Genomic DNA, 16515 nt, shown 5'->3' with positions numbered 1-16515 from the left:
TGTATCGCTCCTTCTATTTCCTTTTGTTTATATTTCTATTTTACCATATTTCATCTAAACTTGGATGAAAAAAATACTTTTGACACCTTAATCATATATTTAATATAAATTTTGCCAGATAAATATAATCAATTTATTTGGCAAATGAAAAGCAAAGGTGCTTAATCTTTATCTTTTAAGATATAAGCACCTTCATTTTTTATAAGGAGGTGATAATATAAGTGAAAAAAATATCTATCATCATCTTATATACCATAAATACAATAATTTTAATTTTAAGTTTGGCGTTTATATTATACAGTATTTCAATGCATAATACAATATTAATTTTTTCAAATCACGTACCAGCATTCATAATGGCATTGCCCATCATCTACCTTGTAATAATATATTTTGCAAGAATTCACAATCTTTCAAAAAGCATAAAAGACAAAAAGTTTTCGATCAGCAATTTTAAAAGAATATAAAAAATAAATAATCTGGAGGTGTTCCTTATGAAAAAGAAAGTGATAATAGGCCTCGTATTGGCAGTGCTCTTGGCAATGACAGTTGGTTTTGCATATGCTGCTGGTGGTGATCCAACAGGAGCAAATCTTGGCACTGCAAAAGACATTGCAAGTGCAGTTGCAGGTAAGCCTACATTAGAAGAAGTAGCGACACAAGTTGCAAAGAATAAGCTTGGGATTAACTTTGTATGGGTTATGTTAACTGCCTTTTTGATATTCTTCTTTCAAGCTGGATTTGCACTTGTTGAAACAGGCTTTACACAGGCTAAAAATGCAATGCACACTATGGCGATGAACCTCATGGTATTTTTAGTAGGTACTGTTGGATTCTTCTTAACAGGTTTTGCATTTATGATGGGAGGTTCAGGAGCATTTTCAAGCCTTGGAGGTACAGCGCCTTTAAACCATGCACTAAGCATAGGAGGATGGAATTTACTTGGATTAAACGGATTTTTCTTATCAAGCGGTGGAACGTATGACGTCGGTGTGTATGCGTTGTTCTTCTTTGAGATGGTATTTATGGATACAACTGTAACCATTCCTACAGGAGCAATGGCAGAAAGAGTTAAATTTTTAGCAATTGTTATCGGATCGTTTTTTGTTTCAATGGTTTATTATCCGATTTATGGAGGCTGGGTCTGGGGAGGAGGATGGCTATCACAGCTTGGAGCCAAACTTGGACTCGGAAATGGTGTAATTGATTTTGCAGGATCTGGTGTTGTTCATGCGATGGGGGGCATGATGGCACTTGCAGGAGCGATGGTAATAGGACCGAGGATAGGAAAATTCAAGAAAGATGGCACACCGGTGCCAATACCGGGTCATGACATACCAATGGCTATTCTCGGTACCATCATACTATTCTTTGGATGGTTCGCATTTAATGCAGGTTCCACACTTAATGGAACGGATTTAAGGCTTGCAGTTGTTGCAACAAATACCATGATCGCCGGTGCTGTAGGAGGACTTGTTGCAATGCTTTATATGTGGTTTAAATACGGAAAGCCTGATCCGTCTATGATGTGCAACGGCGCTTTAGCCGGTCTCGTGGCGATAACGGCTCCGTGTGCGTTTGTAAATGGTATATCGGCTTTTATAATCGGTGCTGTAGCTGGTATCTTGGTCTGCGTATCTGTTGCCTTTGTTGAAAATAAACTGAAGGTAGATGATCCGGTAGGAGCTTTTTCTGTACACGGTGTAAATGGCTTGTGGGGTATTTTAAGCGTCGGTATATTTGCTGACGGCACATATGGTGCTGGACTTAATGGAGTACAAGGTGCTGTAACAGGAATACTCTACGGCAGCACAGGCCAGCTTTGGGCACAGCTCATAGATATAGCAGTTATAATCATATATGGTTTTGGATTAAGCTACTTGTTCTACAAAGCACTTGATGCTATAATGGGTATAAGAGTTAAACCGGAAGACGAGATCGCAGGGCTTGATTTGCCAGAGATGGGCGTTTTAGCGTATCCTGATTTCCAATTGACACCTGTTGTGTACTCAGATGGAGTTCTTGAAAAGAATATGAAAAGTCCGGAAGTTATTGATGATACCGGGATAAGCAAGGGGGTAAAATAATGAAAAAAGTCGATTGTATCGTAAGACCAGATGTTTTAGAAGAAGTTAAGAATGAATTGAGTAAAATAAAAATACATGGGATGACAGTATCACAGGTTTTTGGATGTGGTCTGCAGAAAGGGAAAAAAGAGATCTACAGAGGAGAAGAAATAGAAATAAGCCTCCTCCCAAAAGTTAAGATAGAGATAGTGACAGATGATGCAAGCGTTGAAAGCATCGTAGATGCAGTTACAAAAGTGGCAAGGACAGGCAATGTAGGCGATGGAAAGATATTCATATACGACATACAAGACGCTATAAGGATAAGAACTGGTGAGCGTGGAGAAAAAGCGATATAATAAGTTTTATTGAAATTTCATTAGGCTTCTACACAAGAAAAATTTTTAGTGTAGAAGCCTTTTTCACATTTTACATGATTCCACATATACTACAAACAGATGAAATTCAATATCAAATAAGCTACCCTTATTATTTATATTGGAAGGGGCTGGTAAGATGTGTGGAATAGTTGGATGGGTAAGCTTTGAAGAAGATTTGACACATAGAAGCAGTATAATTGCATCAATGGGTGAAAAGCTTAAGAATCGAGGTCCTGACAGTTGGGGAATATGGCTTTCATCACATTGTGCATTTGCACAGACTAGGCTTATTGTAATTGACCCAGAAGGTGGAGTGCAGCCGATGATTAAAGAATATGGAGATAAAAAATACGTCATCATATATAATGGGGAATTATACAATACAGAGGAAATAAGGCATGAACTTGCATCATTAGGATATACATTTAATGGTCATTCAGACACTGAAGTTCTTTTGACATCATATATCGAATGGGGCACTGAATGTGTATATAAATTAAATGGCATATATGCTTTTGCAGTATGGGATGACCATGAAAATAAGCTTTTTCTTTCGAGAGATCGCTTAGGTGTTAAACCTCTTTTTTATACTTATAAAAATGGGTCACTTATTTTTGGCTCTGAGATAAAAGCTATTTTAGCACATCCATATATTGATGCTGAAGTAGATGCAGAAGGTCTTGCTGAGATATTTGTTATGGGACCTACCAGAACCCCGGGTGTTGGCATTTTTCGTGGCATATATGAGTTAAAGCCCGGGCATTCTATAACATTTAGCAAAAGCGGGATTAAAATTAAAAAATATTGGTCACTAATAAGTAGAGAACATGAGGATGATCTTGATACTACGATGGAAAAGATTCGGTTTCTTTTAGATGATGCCTCAAAACGCCAACTCGTGTCTGATGTGCCGCTGTGCTCACTTCTTTCTGGTGGATTAGACTCAACTGCGGTTTCCGTTTTTGCCAACGAGAAATTAAAAAGATTAGGCAGTAAGCTTATAACATATTCAGTTGATTATATCGGAAATGATAAATATTTTAAGCCAAATCAATTTCAGCCAAATAGCGATTCGGATTTGGTTGAAGATGTTTCAAAAGAAATAGATACAAATCATAATTATGTTTATGTAGATAATGAGGAATTGGCAGATGCACTAATACCAGCTTTATATGCTCGCGATTTACCAGGCATGGCTGATGTTGATTCTTCATTGTACTTATTTTTAAGAGAAGTCAAAAAAGGCGTAAAAGTCGCACTATCAGGTGAAGGTGCTGATGAAGTGTTTGGAGGATATCCATGGTTTAGAAACAAAACTGCTATTGAAGCCAATACTTTTCCGTGGATAAGAATGGTTAAAGAGAGAATGAAGCTGTTATCACCACAAGTAGTAAAGTTGATTCGTCCAATTGAGTACTTAAATGATCGGTACAGAGAAGCTTTAAATGACGTGCCAAAACTTCCTGGTGAAGACAAAGTATCTTCCCGCATGAGAGAGATATTTTATTTGAACCAAACCAGATTCCTTGCTATGCTTCTTGATAGGATGGATAGAATGAGCATGGCATCAGGTTTGGAAGTTCGAGTTCCATTTCTTGATCACAGGCTTGTAGAATATGTATGGAATATCCCATGGGAGATGAAAAATTTGCATAATAGAGAGAAAGGGCTTTTGAGAGAATCATTAAAAGGGTATATACCAGATATGGTTGTAGAGAGAAAGAAGAGCCCATATCCTAAGACACATAACCCAGTCTTTAAAGAGAAAGTAAAAAGCTGGCTTCAAAGGATTATTGACGATCCATCTTCACCGATTCTACAGTTAATCAACAAAAAGGAAGTGCAAAATCTCATAGATACTGATGCCAAAGATTACGATCCAGCATGGTTTTCTCAACTTATGGGTGGTCCACAGCTATATGCATACCTCATACAAGTAAATGAATGGCTTTTAAAATACAAGATAAGAATTTTATAGATGATATTGTAGAAAGATCTTGACAAATAAATCAGAAAACAAGTATAATGTATACAGGCACACCTACTACGGTAGGGGGGTATAATAATCACTGAAGAATTAAAAGGAGGAAATGTTATGAGGTATGCATATGTTGATCAGAATATTTGTGATAGATCACCATTTTGCCCGGCAAGTCGCAGCTGCAAGTTTGGCGCTTTTAAATTAGAAAGAAAAGGCTTATTTCAGGTAGAAATAAATGTTGATAAAGATAAATGTACTGGGTGTGGGGTATGTACCAGATACTGCCCACATGGTGCAATAAAACTTGTTAATGAATAGATGAAGTGTCTAGTTATATTAAATATAGGATTAAAAAAGAAGAAAGGTATGTACGTAATGGTATATACCTATATTTTTTTGTTTATTTTCTTTTATTGAGAGTAAATATATGGTATAATTGTAATTAGATAATTTATGGGAGGGTTTGAAATGTCTGATTTTAATAAAGATTTTTTGTTTGGTGTAGCAACAGCTTCATATCAAGTTGAAGGTGCTTACAATGAGGATGGCAGAAGTATGTCAATCTGGGATACGTTTTGCAGGCAGGATGGAAAGGTATACAATGGCCACAATGGCGATGTAGCTTGTGATCACTACCATCTTTACAAAGATGATGTAAAGATGATGAAAGACTTAGGCATTGAAGCTTATAGATTCTCTATTGCATGGCCTAGAATTTTTCCAGAGAAAGGTCATTACAATTCAAAAGGCATTGATTTTTATAAAAGGCTGACAGATGAGCTACTTAAAAATGATATAAAACCATTTGTCACAATCTATCACTGGGATTTGCCTCAATGGGCTGATGATTTAGGTGGATGGCTTAATAGAGAAGTTGTAGATTGGTTTGGCGAATATGCATCAAAGCTTTTTAACGAGCTTGGCGGGTACATAAAAAATTGGATAACTTTAAATGAGCCTTGGTGTTCATCATTCTTATCATACTTTATAGGTGAGCATGCTCCTGGACACAAAGACTTGGGAGAAGCAGTTTTAGTTTCACACAACCTTTTGCTTGCACATGGCAAGGCTGTAGAAATATTTAGACACATAAATTCAAGTGATTCTAAAATAGGTATAACACTAAATTTAAATGAAGTATTTCCAGCTACAGATAGTCCTGAGGATAAAGCTGCCGCTCAAATAGCTGATGGATTCCAAAACAGATGGTTTTTAGATCCGATATTTAAAGGTGAATATCCAAAGGATATGCTGGAGTTATTTGGTAAATATGCAAAGACTGATTTTATAACCGATGACGACTTAAAGCAGATTTCACAAAAATTAGATTTCCTTGGTGTCAATTATTATACTAGAGCTGTTGTTAAGAAGGGCAATGACGGTATTTTAAATGCTGAGCAAATAGATGTTGATAATGAAAAAACTGAGATGGGATGGGAGGTTTATCCTGAATCACTTTACAATATATTGATGAGATTGAAAAATGAATATACTTTTGATTTGCCATTGTATATTACAGAAAATGGTGCTGCCTATAAAGATGTGGTATCAGATGATGGACACGTCCATGATGAAAAGAGGATCGAGTTTTTGAAGAAACATTTTAAACAGGTTAAGCGTTTCATAGACGATGGAGGAAATTTGAAAGGATATTTTGTGTGGTCATTGATGGACAATTTTGAATGGGCTCATGGTTATTCAAAGAGATTTGGAATAGTATATGTAGATTATGAAACAGAGAAAAGGATATTGAAAGATAGCGCATTGTGGTACAAGAATCTTATTTCAACCAGGACCATTTAACAAAAAAATTAATATTATATATGTATAAAATGGCAGAGCATAAAATCTGCCATTTTATTTTATTGACTATTGCTGCTTTCAATATTATAATTTATTAGTGATGTAATATATTGGTTATTATTTTTTTAATTTACATTTGGTGCGAATCATTCTTATCAAACGCAAATATAATATATGGGTGAAAAAAATTTTGGGGGAAGTAATGTGAATGAAAAAAGTATACTGATCGTAGATGATGATAAGTTTAGCAGAACCATTCTAAAAAACATTCTCAGCGGTGCCGGATATAAAATTTACGAGTCGCAAGACGGTGACGAGGCTTTAAAGCTATATAGGCTGATATTACCGGATATGATTATATTGGATGTTGTCATGCCAGGGTTAAGTGGGTTTGACTTATTGAGGATTTTGAGGGATGAAGAGGAAAATCAATTGGTACCAGTGATTCTTTTGACTTCAAGTGATGATTTTGAAGAAAAGATACATGGGTTGGAGCTTGGTGCTGATGCCTATATAACAAAGCCTTTCAATGAGAAAGAACTTCTCGCACAAGTCAAGAACCTCTTTCAAAGAATTGAGCACAACAGAATGGCCAATCCTTTAACAGGTTTAAGAGGGAATATAGATATCAAATATGAAATTAGAAGGCGTATAAAAAGCGGATCTCTATATGCAGTTCTCTACATTGATTTGGATAATTTTAAGGCTTACAATGATTATTATGGTTTTTCACGTGGAGATAAGATAATAAAGCAGACATCAAGGATATTAAAAGATGCACTTTTTAAATTTGGAAATACAAATGATTTTTTGGGACACATTGGCGGTGACGATTTTATCATTATCACTACACCTGATAGAGTCGAATGTATATGCAATTATATAATAAATAATTTTGATGAAGACATAAAAAGGTATTATGACGATGAAGATGTGGCGAATGGCTATATAGAAGTTATAAATAGGCGCGGTGAGATACAGAGATTTCCATTTGTTTCTATATCAATAGCGGTTGTTACTAATGAAAATAGGAAATTTGAAAATGAGCTTCAGATAAGTGCTGTAGCTGCAGAGATAAAAAGAAAATTGAAGTCTATGGAGGGAAGCAAATATTTAAAAGATAGAAGGAAAAGTTAAGCATACGGTTTGTATGCTAATTTTTTATGCTTAGGTAGGAGGATGTAAATTGTTTTTGAAATACCCTTATGTGCCTGACAGAAAAGTACAAGCTGTGGTGGTAGATGGAAGGCAAATGGAGATAGCATATACATTAAATAGTTTAGGTATAAAGGTTATAATGACAGAAAAACACAATTCACTTTATGAAGCTATATCTTTCCATCCTGATATAATATTGCATAATGCAGGTGATGGCCATATAATCATCGCTCCTGATGTAAATAAACATTTTGTAGATAAATTGAAAGATTTAAATTTAGACGTTAAATTTGGACAAACTATGTTAAGTAGAAACTATCCCGGCAATATAGCATATAATGTAGCAAGATTAGGTGATTATGCATTCCACAACTTAAAATACACTGATCCAATATTAAGAAAAATGCTGGAAGAAAAAGGTGTAAAGTTTATCCATGTAAATCAAGGATATACTAAATGCAATATTGCTATTGTTGATGAATACAGCTTTATTACATCAGATGCAGGAATTTTTAAAACGGCGGTTAAGAAAGGATTTGATTGCCTTTTGATAGAACAAGGTGATATAAAATTATATGGATTTGAATACGGCTTTATTGGAGGAGCATCTGGTTTGATTGATAAAGATGTTTTTTGTGTTGCTGGCGATTTAAGATTTCACAGGAACTATATGAAAATAATTGATTTTTTGAAATATAAAAACAAGGAAGTACTTTTTTTAACATCTGGTGAAGTAAAAGACATTGGTTCCATTATTCCACTCTACTAATGATGCAAAGAAAAAACATTTAGGCACATACTACTAACGAAGGGAGTGAGAAAAATGCAGCTTTTGTCTATCGGTATCCCAAATGCGTTAAAGAATGGCAGTGACTTTTTAAAGCATGGCTTAAAAGACATGAAAACAGAAGGTATAGACGTTAACGTAAATTTAGATAATCGTGGCAATATAACGTTTTTCAATATTGATGTAGAAGATAAAGCCTCATATAAAAATATAACCAAAATAAGACAGCATATATCAGATATTATTTCAGATATAATAGTAAATCAAATTGACAAAAAACTGATAAAAAAGATCATAGATAAATATTATAACTATTTTAATTCTGATGAAAAGCAAAAGATTGCCAACATAGCAAACAGTATTTTAGATAACGATGTAAATAGAGAAACATTTAAATTGGTGAAGAAAGAAAAAATATTTATAGAAATAGAGGATTTTTTAAAGGATAGTGAAACCATAGACATAGAGGGATTTGTTAATTTTAGGCTTCGGGACTTTATTGGAGAGCTAAGTGAAGTTGTCGATAGAGCAGTTGATGAGTACTTGATGCAGAAGGAGTACGATGAATTTATAGGACTTTTAAAGTATTTTGTTGAACTGCAGGATTCTAAAATAGATGTTTTGAATATTCTTGTTGATAAAGGCGGTAAGTTTAGGTTTTTCGATAAGGATAATAACCCAATAACAGGGAAATTCTTAAGCGATATAACTATTGAGTTTAGCGGTGGCGAATTAAGCGATGATGATATGCTTATAAGCACTTTAATAGCGATGGCACCAGCTAAAATCTATATCCATTCTGCAAATAATATAAAAAGCAAAGAAGTCCTTGATACTGTAGAAAAAATTTTTTCAGACAGGGTATTTATATGTAATGGCTGCAGCTTATGTGCTGCACATGAAGCAAGGAAATAATGCCCAGCGGTTGCTGGGTTTTATTATTGTATAAAATCTGCTATTATATATTTAGGCTATTTTGTTGAGGTGATTAAATGCATTTTTTTATACAAATGATGTTTTTAGGGCTTGTTGGGGCAGCTATTGGATGGATAACAAATTATATAGCTGTCGTCATGCTTTTTAGGCCTATTGAGCCAGTAAAAATATTTGGGATTTCTATTCAAGGGCTTATACCAAGAAGGAGAGATGAGATTGCAGCATCTATAGGCAAAGTTGTGGAAAATGAGCTTGTATCAATAGACGATATCTGGGATAAGCTTTTAAACGATGAGAATCGGCAGTATATTTTAGATAGAATACTAAGTGGTATAGGCGATGCTGTGGAAAACAATATGCCATCATTTATACCGAAGTCATTAAAAGCAATGATTGTCAATTACGTAGGTGGTATTGTAAATAAAGAAGCCGAGAAATTTATAGATGAGTCTGCTGCAACCATGCTAAACGATATGTCTGAAAAAGTTGATATAGCAGGAATAGTTGAGGATAAGATAAAGCTTTTTGAGCTTAAAAAACTTGAAAAGATCATTCTGAACGTTTCCAATAAAGAATTAAAGATGATTGTAGTGCTAGGCGGGGTTTTAGGCTTTATAATAGGTATTCTACAGGCATTTGTAGTAAGAGTGTTGTAGATTATTGACAAGTTTCATTATCAATTATATAATAGTAAAAAATCAATATTTCGGCAATGAGAAGGAAAGTAGATATCTAAAAATATCAAAGAGATTGAATGACTTAGGCTGAAATCATTCAAATATTTTTGATATCGAAGACCACCTTTGAGCTGCGGGTGATGAATCCGATCGGTAATACCGTTATAATTTCGAGTATAAATGAGAGTGGAACCGCAGAACCTCTGCCTCTTTTGGCGTGAGGTTTTTTTAGTTTAAAAAATTATAAAGGAGGACAAGATATGAAGATAATTTTAAAAGATGGTACAGAGAAAGAATTTGAAAATGGTAAGAATGTGTACGAAATAGCCAAGAGTTTGAGCCAAAGGCTTGCAAAGGAAGCTGTTGGAGGCAAGTTTAATGGGAAGATTGTGGAGCTTTTTACGCCTATAAATGAAAACGGCAAATTGGAGATATTGACGTTTGATGATGAAGATGGAAAGAAGATATATTGGCATACTTCATCACACATAATGGCGCAGGCAATTAAGAGACTTTATAAAGATGTGAAGCTTACAATAGGTCCTGCCATTGACAACGGATTTTACTATGATTTTGATGTTGATGAGCCATTTACAGTTGATGATTTTTCTAAAATAGAAGAAGAGATGAATAAAATCATAAAAGAAGATTTAAAACTGGAGAGGTTTGTTCTACCTAGAGAAGAAGCTATAAAATTCATGGATGAAAAAGGTGAACCATACAAGGTAGAGCTTATAAAAGATTTGCCTGAAGATGCAGTCATATCTTTTTACAGGCAAGGGGAATTTACAGATCTTTGTGCAGGACCACACCTTCCCAGCACAGGGATGGTAAAATCAATAAAGCTTCTTTCTGTAGCAGGTGCTTACTGGAGAGGCGATGAGCACAATAAAATGCTTCAGAGGATATACGGCATAAGCTTCCCTAAAAAAAGCATGCTGGATGAATACTTAAATATGCTGGAAGAAGCAAAAAAGAGAGATCACAGGAAATTAGGAAAAGAACTAGACCTTTTTAGTATTCACAATGAAGGACCTGGTTTTCCATTTTTCCATCCAAAAGGAATGGTTATAAGAAATATATTGGAAGATTTCTGGAGAAAAGAACATGCAAAAAGAGGCTATCTTGAAATAAAGACACCTATCATATTAAATGAAGAACTATGGCACAGATCAGGACATTGGGATCACTACAAAGAAAACATGTATTTTACAAAAATCGATGGTGAGGATTACGCTATAAAGCCAATGAATTGTCCCGGTGCTTTGCTTGTGTACAATTCAACTATGCACAGCTACAGGGATCTCCCACTTAGGCTTTGCGAGCTTGGATTGGTCCACAGACATGAACTTTCCGGTGCGCTCCACGGCCTTATGAGGGTAAGAAGCTTTACACAAGATGACGCCCATTTATTCATGACGCCTGATCAGGTAGAGTCAGAGATTTTAGGGGTTATAAAACTTATTGACTATTTCTACAAGATATTTGGATTTGATTATTTTGTAGAGCTTTCTACAAGGCCAGAAAATTCCATAGGCTCCGATGAAGACTGGGAACTTGCCACTAACGCATTGATTAAGGCGATGGAGCACATAGGCCTTAACTACAAAGTAAATGAGGGAGATGGAGCATTTTACGGTCCTAAAATAGATTTTCATTTAAAAGATAGCATAGGGCGTACATGGCAGTGCGGAACAATACAGCTAGATTTTCAGATGCCAGAAAGATTTAACTGCGAATACGTAGGTCAAGATGGAGAGAAGCACAGACCTGTCATGCTTCATAGAGTTGTTTTTGGCAGCATAGAAAGGTTTATAGCTATTCTTACAGAGAATTTTGCAGGAGCATTTCCTACATGGCTTGCACCTGTGCAGGTAAAGATTCTCCCTATTTCTGATAAACACTTAGCATATGCCCAGAATATACAGCAGAGACTTTTAGAAAATGATATTAGAGTTGAATTAGATGATAGAAACGAAAAGATAGGCTACAAGATAAGAGAAGCACAAATGCAGAAAATACCTTATATGCTTATACTGGGTGATAAAGAAGTAGAATCAGGCAATGTTTCTGTAAGGTCTAGAAAAGAAGGAGATCTTGGGTCTAAATCAATTCAAGAATTTTTATCATCTATATTGGAAGAAATTAAGAATAAATCTCTTTAAAAAGAATATCCACCGGCTTGCCTGGTGGATATTTTGCTTCTTGATTGCCGTATAAAAACATGATAATCTAGTTATGTAATGATATTAATGGGGGGTTATCATGACAACTAAAAATAGGGAGGTCTATAAATATCTTAACTACAACATAAAGATGAATTTGTTAAACGGCATAACTTTTTCAATAGGGTACAACATGATAATGCCGTTTGTCGGAATATTTGCGATTAAATTAGGTGCTAATAATTATGAAGTCTCCCTTATAAATTCCCTGCCGGCTCTTATGGCTTTAATTGGGATACTGCCTGCGACAATTTTTATCAACAAGTCTAAAAACGTTTTTAAATTTGCATATATTTTGGAATACATAACAAGGGGATTTTACCTTTTAGTAGCATTGGTTCCATTTATGAGCAAATTTAGATCGGAAGCAGTTGTGTTGTTTGTAGGGTTACTTAATTTACCTGCCATCATTACAGGCATGTGCTGGCAGTCGTTTATGAGCGACTTGATTCCTGAAGAGTTTCGCGGAAAAGTGTTTGCAGACAGGAATATTTGGACGGGTGTACTAGGTACTGCATCAGTTTTTATAACAGGTTTGCTGCTGGACAGAATCAAGTTTCCATATGGATATCAAATAATGTTCTTCATAGCTTTCATATTTGGAATCCTTGATGCATACTATTATTCAAGGTTTCACTATGTTGTGAATAAAAAGGAAAAGTCTATATTATTTATAGATTCTTTAAAAGCTATGAAGCAATCGAAGAAGTTTATTTATTTTTGCCTTGCCTCATTTATATTTACTTTTACGTGGATGATGGCATGGCCGATATTTACCATATATAAGGTTGATAATCTTCATTCAAATAATATGTGGATGAGCATATTCACTATTGTAGGATCTGTTGGGTCCATAATTACATACAGATGGTGGGCAAGACTTGCTGACAGACGTGGAAATGGCGTGGCTTTAAGCATAAGTGCGTTGCTTATGGCAACAGTTCCAGTACTTTGGGCTAAAGTTGCAAGACTATTTGTAGGTGCTGTTATTGATTTTTACGGTGGTATGGTAACAGCAGGATACACTATGCTATCATTAAATTGGCTTTTGGAACTGCTGCCTGATCACAAGGAAAAGATGAATTATATAGCAATATACACAATTGTAACGCAGTTTGCAGCATTTTTGTCACCTATTGCAGGAACATGGTTTTATGAAATTATAGGATATGAGAAATTTATGTATGTGACAGCGATTTTAAGAGTATTATCAAGTGTGCTGTTTTTTGCTGTTGCTTTGTACAAAAGCAAAAATGCTTTATTAAGTAAAGGAGGAGTCTAGTTTGAGATACTTAACATCAGGAGAGACACATGGGGAAGCACTTACAGCCATTATTGACGGATTGCCATCAAATCTTTTTATTGACGTAGATTTTATCAATAATGAGCTTGGAAGAAGGCAATCTGGTTATGGCAGAGGTGGAAGGATGGAGATTGAAAAAGATACTGTTCACGTATTAGGTGGTGTTAGAAATAATTTAACGATCGGTGCCCCTCTTTGCATGGTCATAAAAAATCGCGATTACGAAAACTGGAAAGATAGAGACATACCTGTGATTACAAGGCCAAGACCTGGGCATGCTGATTTGTCTGGTGCAATCAAGTATAATCAGAGAGACATGAGAAATATTTTGGAAAGGGCTAGTGCTAGAGAGACTGCCGCAAGAGTTTCTGTTGGAGCTGTTGCTAAGCTTCTTTTGAAGAACTTTGGGATAGAGGTTAAAAGCAATATTCTTGAGATAGGTGGAGAGAAAAACAAGGATAAATGGCATAATATTATAGATGAAGCAAAAAATGATGGCGATACACTAGGAGGGATAATTGAAGTTACTGTAGAAGGTGTACCAATAGGGCTTGGCAGCCATACTCAGTGGGATCGAAAGCTTGATGCGCTGTTGGCTTATAGCGTAATGAGTGTTCAGGCGATAAAGGGCGTGGAATTTGGCATGGGATTCATGGCTGCAAGAAGCAAAGGATCTTCTGTCCATGATGAAATATATTACGACGGAAAATTTTTAAGAAAGACAAACAATGCAGGCGGTATAGAAGGAGGTATTTCCAATGGGATGCCTATCGTAATAAGAGCTGCTATGAAGCCTATACCTACCTTGAGGAAGCCGCTTAATTCGGTTGATATAAACACAAAAGAAGAGATAAAAGCGGTATATGAGCGCTCAGACGTTACAGCGGTGGAAGCAGCTTCCGTTGTTCTTGAAGCTGTTTGTGCATGGACTATAGCCGATGAAATGACAAAAAAATTTGGCGGCGATTCTCTGTCTGAAATGATGGACAATTTTAATATGTACAAGAAAAAAGTGGAAGAATACTGATGATCTTTATGAAATGGTATTGACGAGTACGATAAGTTATGTTATAATTTAACATGTATTTAAAGTAGAAGCACCCGCTTCTCACCTTTCACCACAGGTGTCAGGTTTCTAAAGGGACGTTAGTTAACAGTATATAGAAGCGGGTTTATACCCGCTTTATTTTTTGTAAAATTTTAGGAGGTGCGTATTTATTAACAAGGAGCTGCAGGTTAATGAGGAAATTAGGGATAAGGAAGTGCGCCTCATTGATCAAGATGGTAATCAATTAGGCATAATGTCAGCGAAAGAAGCATATAAGATAGCATTAGAAAGGCACATCGATCTGGTTAAGATTGCGCCACAGGCAAATCCACCAGTATGCAAATTAATGGACTTCGGAAAGTATAGGTATGAGCAAAGCAAGAAGGAAAAAGAATCAAAAAAGAAGCAGAAAGTCATAAATATCAAGGAAATCAGGATGACTCCGGCAATAGAAGAGCATGACTTTGGTGTTAAAGTTAAAAATGCCATGAAGTTTTTAAAAGATGGAGACAAAGTTAAAGTGACTATTAGATTCAGAGGCAGAGAAGCTACACATACAAATCTTGCCGAAGAATTATTAAATAGATTCGCAAAAAGTGTAGAAGAATATGGCAATGTTGAAAAAGCCCCAAATATGGAGGGCAGAAATATGATGATGATATTAGCACCTAAAAACGTTTAATTGAGGAGGATACGAACATGCCTAAAATGAAAACACATAGAGGAGCAGCAAAAAGGTTTGCTCTTACTAAAAGTGGTAAAGTAAAGAGATCTAAAGCTTTTAAAAGACATATACTTACAAAGAAGTCTAGAAAGACTAAGAGAAATCTAAGAAAGATTGCATATCTCTACAAAACTGATGCAAAGAATATAAAGCGTTTGATTCCTTATGCGTAAATAATTAGGAGGTTATAGAAATGTCGAGAGTAAAGTCAGGAAAAGTCACGAGAAGAAGACATAAAAAGATATTAAAACTTGCCAAAGGTTACTATGTCGCAAGAAGCAAACTTTTTAGAGTAGCTAACCAAGCTGTAATGAAGTCACTTAATTATGCATACATTGGTAGGAAATTAAGGAAAAGAGATTTTAGGAAATTATGGATTGCCAGAATTAACGCTGCAGCAAGAGCAAATGGTATATCGTACAGCAGATTTATAAATGGCCTTAAGAAGGCTAACATAGAGATAAACAGAAAGATGCTGTCTGAGATGGCTATACACGACAACAAAGCTTTCGTAGATTTAGTAAACATTGCTAAGCAACAACTAAATGCGTAATTTTTATACCCGGTTATTTGCCGGGTTTTAACCTATATACGGGATAGTGGAGTTTATATGTTAATAACGAGTGAAAAAAATAATCTTATAAAAGACATTAAAAAGTTATCAGAGAAGAAATATAGATATGAAAAGAAGCTCTTTTTTGTAGAGGGCAAAAACAGCGTCTTTGAATCTTTAAAAAGCAGTTTTGAAATTAAGTACGTGTTGGCTTCAGAAGATTGTGACATCGACTTGGATGTTGAAAAAGACAGACTTGTATTTGTAGATAAAAGTATATTTAAAAAGATATCTGACACTGTCACACCACAGATGATAATGGCTGTTGTAAAAATGCCTGATTATAATGTGAATGATTTGATAAAAAAAGATGGCTTGTATGTAATATTAGATGAAGTTCAGGATCCCGGAAATTTAGGTACAATAATAAGGTCTGCAGATGCATTTAATGTAGATGCTGTTTTTACCATAAATAATGCAGTTGATGTCTACAATCCAAAGGTTTTACGGTCTACTATGGGATCTATATTTCATCTACCTGTTGTAAATGATGTGCCAGTTGATAAACTTTTTGAAGCGTTAAAAAGAAACGGTGTAAGGGTTTTGTCAACAAATTTAAAAGCTGAAAAGTACATTTATGATTGTGATATTTCAAGAAATATTGCTTTGATTTTTGGAAATGAATCAAGAGGTGTTAATAAATTACTAGATATGTACGTGGATGGCTCATTTAAAATACCAATGGATGGCATGGCAGAATCTTTAAATGTGTCAGTAGCAGCGTCCATATGCCTGTATGAGTCCCAAAGGCAAAGATTGATTAAATAGAACAAAAATGATATAATATCCCAAAAATATATTGAAAATGCTATGA

Annotated in this window: 16 protein-coding genes and 2 other annotated features (1 of these 18 cut by a window edge); all 16 genes read left to right on the top strand. The window is 35.2% G+C overall.

Features of this window, described 5'->3' with window-relative positions:
* Positions 1–494 precede the first annotated feature (494 nt).
* The 16 genes from J2Z80_RS12335 (at position 495) to J2Z80_RS12260 (ending at position 16469) form a co-directional block, all read left to right on the top strand.
* The gene (locus tag J2Z80_RS12335) at positions 495–2087 is read left to right on the top strand and encodes an ammonium transporter (RefSeq protein WP_209454652.1); all 1593 of its coding nucleotides are present in this window, start codon (positions 495–497) and stop codon (positions 2085–2087) included.
* Positions 2087–2425 carry a P-II family nitrogen regulator gene (locus J2Z80_RS12330; protein WP_209454651.1) on the top strand — a complete coding sequence of 113 codons (339 nt, stop codon included), beginning with the start codon at positions 2087–2089 and terminating at the stop codon, positions 2423–2425. Before J2Z80_RS12335 ends, J2Z80_RS12330 begins: the two co-directional genes overlap by 1 nt.
* A gap of 157 nt (positions 2426–2582) precedes the next feature.
* Entirely contained in the window at positions 2583–4424 is a 1842-nt protein-coding gene (asnB, locus tag J2Z80_RS12325; protein ID WP_209454650.1) for an asparagine synthase (glutamine-hydrolyzing), read from the top strand.
* Positions 4425–4541: 117 nt separating this feature from the next.
* Positions 4542–4745 (top strand): 4Fe-4S binding protein, encoded by a 204-nt coding sequence (locus tag J2Z80_RS12320; RefSeq protein WP_209454649.1) that lies wholly within the window; start codon positions 4542–4544, stop codon positions 4743–4745.
* Positions 4746–4895: 150 nt separating this feature from the next.
* Positions 4896–6230 carry a GH1 family beta-glucosidase gene (locus J2Z80_RS12315; protein WP_209454648.1) on the top strand — a complete coding sequence of 445 codons (1335 nt, stop codon included), beginning with the start codon at positions 4896–4898 and terminating at the stop codon, positions 6228–6230.
* Positions 6231–6404: 174 nt separating this feature from the next.
* Entirely contained in the window at positions 6405–7367 is a 963-nt protein-coding gene (locus J2Z80_RS12310) for a GGDEF domain-containing response regulator (RefSeq protein ID WP_245301320.1), read from the top strand.
* A gap of 49 nt (positions 7368–7416) precedes the next feature.
* The gene (locus J2Z80_RS12305; RefSeq protein WP_432422724.1) at positions 7417–8157 is read left to right on the top strand and encodes a DUF6873 family GME fold protein; all 741 of its coding nucleotides are present in this window, start codon (positions 7417–7419) and stop codon (positions 8155–8157) included.
* 54 nt (positions 8158–8211) lie between these two features.
* Positions 8212–9090 carry a putative sporulation protein YtxC gene (gene ytxC, locus J2Z80_RS12300; protein ID WP_209454647.1) on the top strand — a complete coding sequence of 293 codons (879 nt, stop codon included), beginning with the start codon at positions 8212–8214 and terminating at the stop codon, positions 9088–9090.
* A gap of 77 nt (positions 9091–9167) precedes the next feature.
* Entirely contained in the window at positions 9168–9767 is a 600-nt protein-coding gene (locus J2Z80_RS12295) for a DUF445 domain-containing protein (protein WP_209454646.1), read from the top strand.
* Between the two features lie 281 nt (positions 9768–10048).
* Positions 10049–11953 carry a threonine--tRNA ligase gene (gene thrS / locus J2Z80_RS12290; RefSeq protein ID WP_209454645.1) on the top strand — a complete coding sequence of 635 codons (1905 nt, stop codon included), beginning with the start codon at positions 10049–10051 and terminating at the stop codon, positions 11951–11953.
* Positions 11954–12053: 100 nt separating this feature from the next.
* Positions 12054–13295: an MFS transporter gene (locus J2Z80_RS12285; RefSeq protein WP_209454644.1), complete on the top strand. Its 1242-nt coding sequence runs from the start codon at positions 12054–12056 to the stop codon at positions 13293–13295.
* 1 nt (position 13296) lies between these two features.
* Positions 13297–14343: a chorismate synthase gene (locus J2Z80_RS12280; protein ID WP_209454643.1), complete on the top strand. Its 1047-nt coding sequence runs from the start codon at positions 13297–13299 to the stop codon at positions 14341–14343.
* A 56-nt stretch (positions 14344–14399) separates the two neighbouring features.
* Positions 14400–14512, top strand: a sequence feature (ribosomal protein L20 leader region).
* Between the two features lie 21 nt (positions 14513–14533).
* Positions 14534–15046, top strand: a complete 513-nt coding sequence (gene infC / locus J2Z80_RS12275; protein ID WP_209454655.1) for a translation initiation factor IF-3 — start codon at positions 14534–14536, stop codon at positions 15044–15046.
* A gap of 17 nt (positions 15047–15063) precedes the next feature.
* Entirely contained in the window at positions 15064–15261 is a 198-nt protein-coding gene (gene rpmI, locus J2Z80_RS12270; protein ID WP_013298266.1) for a 50S ribosomal protein L35, read from the top strand.
* Positions 15262–15281: 20 nt separating this feature from the next.
* The gene (gene rplT, locus J2Z80_RS12265; RefSeq protein WP_209454642.1) at positions 15282–15641 is read left to right on the top strand and encodes a 50S ribosomal protein L20; all 360 of its coding nucleotides are present in this window, start codon (positions 15282–15284) and stop codon (positions 15639–15641) included.
* Between the two features lie 57 nt (positions 15642–15698).
* Positions 15699–16469 (top strand): TrmH family RNA methyltransferase, encoded by a 771-nt coding sequence (locus tag J2Z80_RS12260; protein WP_192403355.1) that lies wholly within the window; start codon positions 15699–15701, stop codon positions 16467–16469.
* Positions 16470–16502: 33 nt separating this feature from the next.
* Positions 16503–16515 (top strand) — a binding site (T-box leader); it runs 202 nt beyond the window's last position.

Source organism: Thermoanaerobacterium butyriciformans, from assembly GCF_017874545.1.
GTDB classification, from domain to species: Bacteria; Bacillota; Thermoanaerobacteria; order Thermoanaerobacterales; family Thermoanaerobacteraceae; genus Thermoanaerobacterium; species Thermoanaerobacterium butyriciformans.
Note: the sequence above shows the minus strand (reverse complement) of the source record. Positions and strands in the feature narration are given on the sequence as shown.

Coding starts and splice junctions, on each gene's coding strand:
- rpmI (WP_013298266.1), top strand. CDS start 15,064: ATGCCTAAAATGAAAACACATAGAGGAGCAGCAAAAAGGTTTGCTCTT.
- J2Z80_RS12285 (WP_209454644.1), top strand. CDS start 12,054: ATGACAACTAAAAATAGGGAGGTCTATAAATATCTTAACTACAACATA.
- ytxC (WP_209454647.1), top strand. CDS start 8,212: ATGCAGCTTTTGTCTATCGGTATCCCAAATGCGTTAAAGAATGGCAGT.
- J2Z80_RS12330 (WP_209454651.1), top strand. CDS start 2,087: ATGAAAAAAGTCGATTGTATCGTAAGACCAGATGTTTTAGAAGAAGTT.
- J2Z80_RS12315 (WP_209454648.1), top strand. CDS start 4,896: ATGTCTGATTTTAATAAAGATTTTTTGTTTGGTGTAGCAACAGCTTCA.
- J2Z80_RS12260 (WP_192403355.1), top strand. CDS start 15,699: ATGTTAATAACGAGTGAAAAAAATAATCTTATAAAAGACATTAAAAAG.
- J2Z80_RS12310 (WP_245301320.1), top strand. CDS start 6,405: ATGGGTGAAAAAAATTTTGGGGGAAGTAATGTGAATGAAAAAAGTATA.
- J2Z80_RS12295 (WP_209454646.1), top strand. CDS start 9,168: ATGCATTTTTTTATACAAATGATGTTTTTAGGGCTTGTTGGGGCAGCT.
- J2Z80_RS12335 (WP_209454652.1), top strand. CDS start 495: ATGAAAAAGAAAGTGATAATAGGCCTCGTATTGGCAGTGCTCTTGGCA.
- asnB (WP_209454650.1), top strand. CDS start 2,583: ATGTGTGGAATAGTTGGATGGGTAAGCTTTGAAGAAGATTTGACACAT.
- J2Z80_RS12320 (WP_209454649.1), top strand. CDS start 4,542: ATGAGGTATGCATATGTTGATCAGAATATTTGTGATAGATCACCATTT.
- thrS (WP_209454645.1), top strand. CDS start 10,049: ATGAAGATAATTTTAAAAGATGGTACAGAGAAAGAATTTGAAAATGGT.
- rplT (WP_209454642.1), top strand. CDS start 15,282: ATGTCGAGAGTAAAGTCAGGAAAAGTCACGAGAAGAAGACATAAAAAG.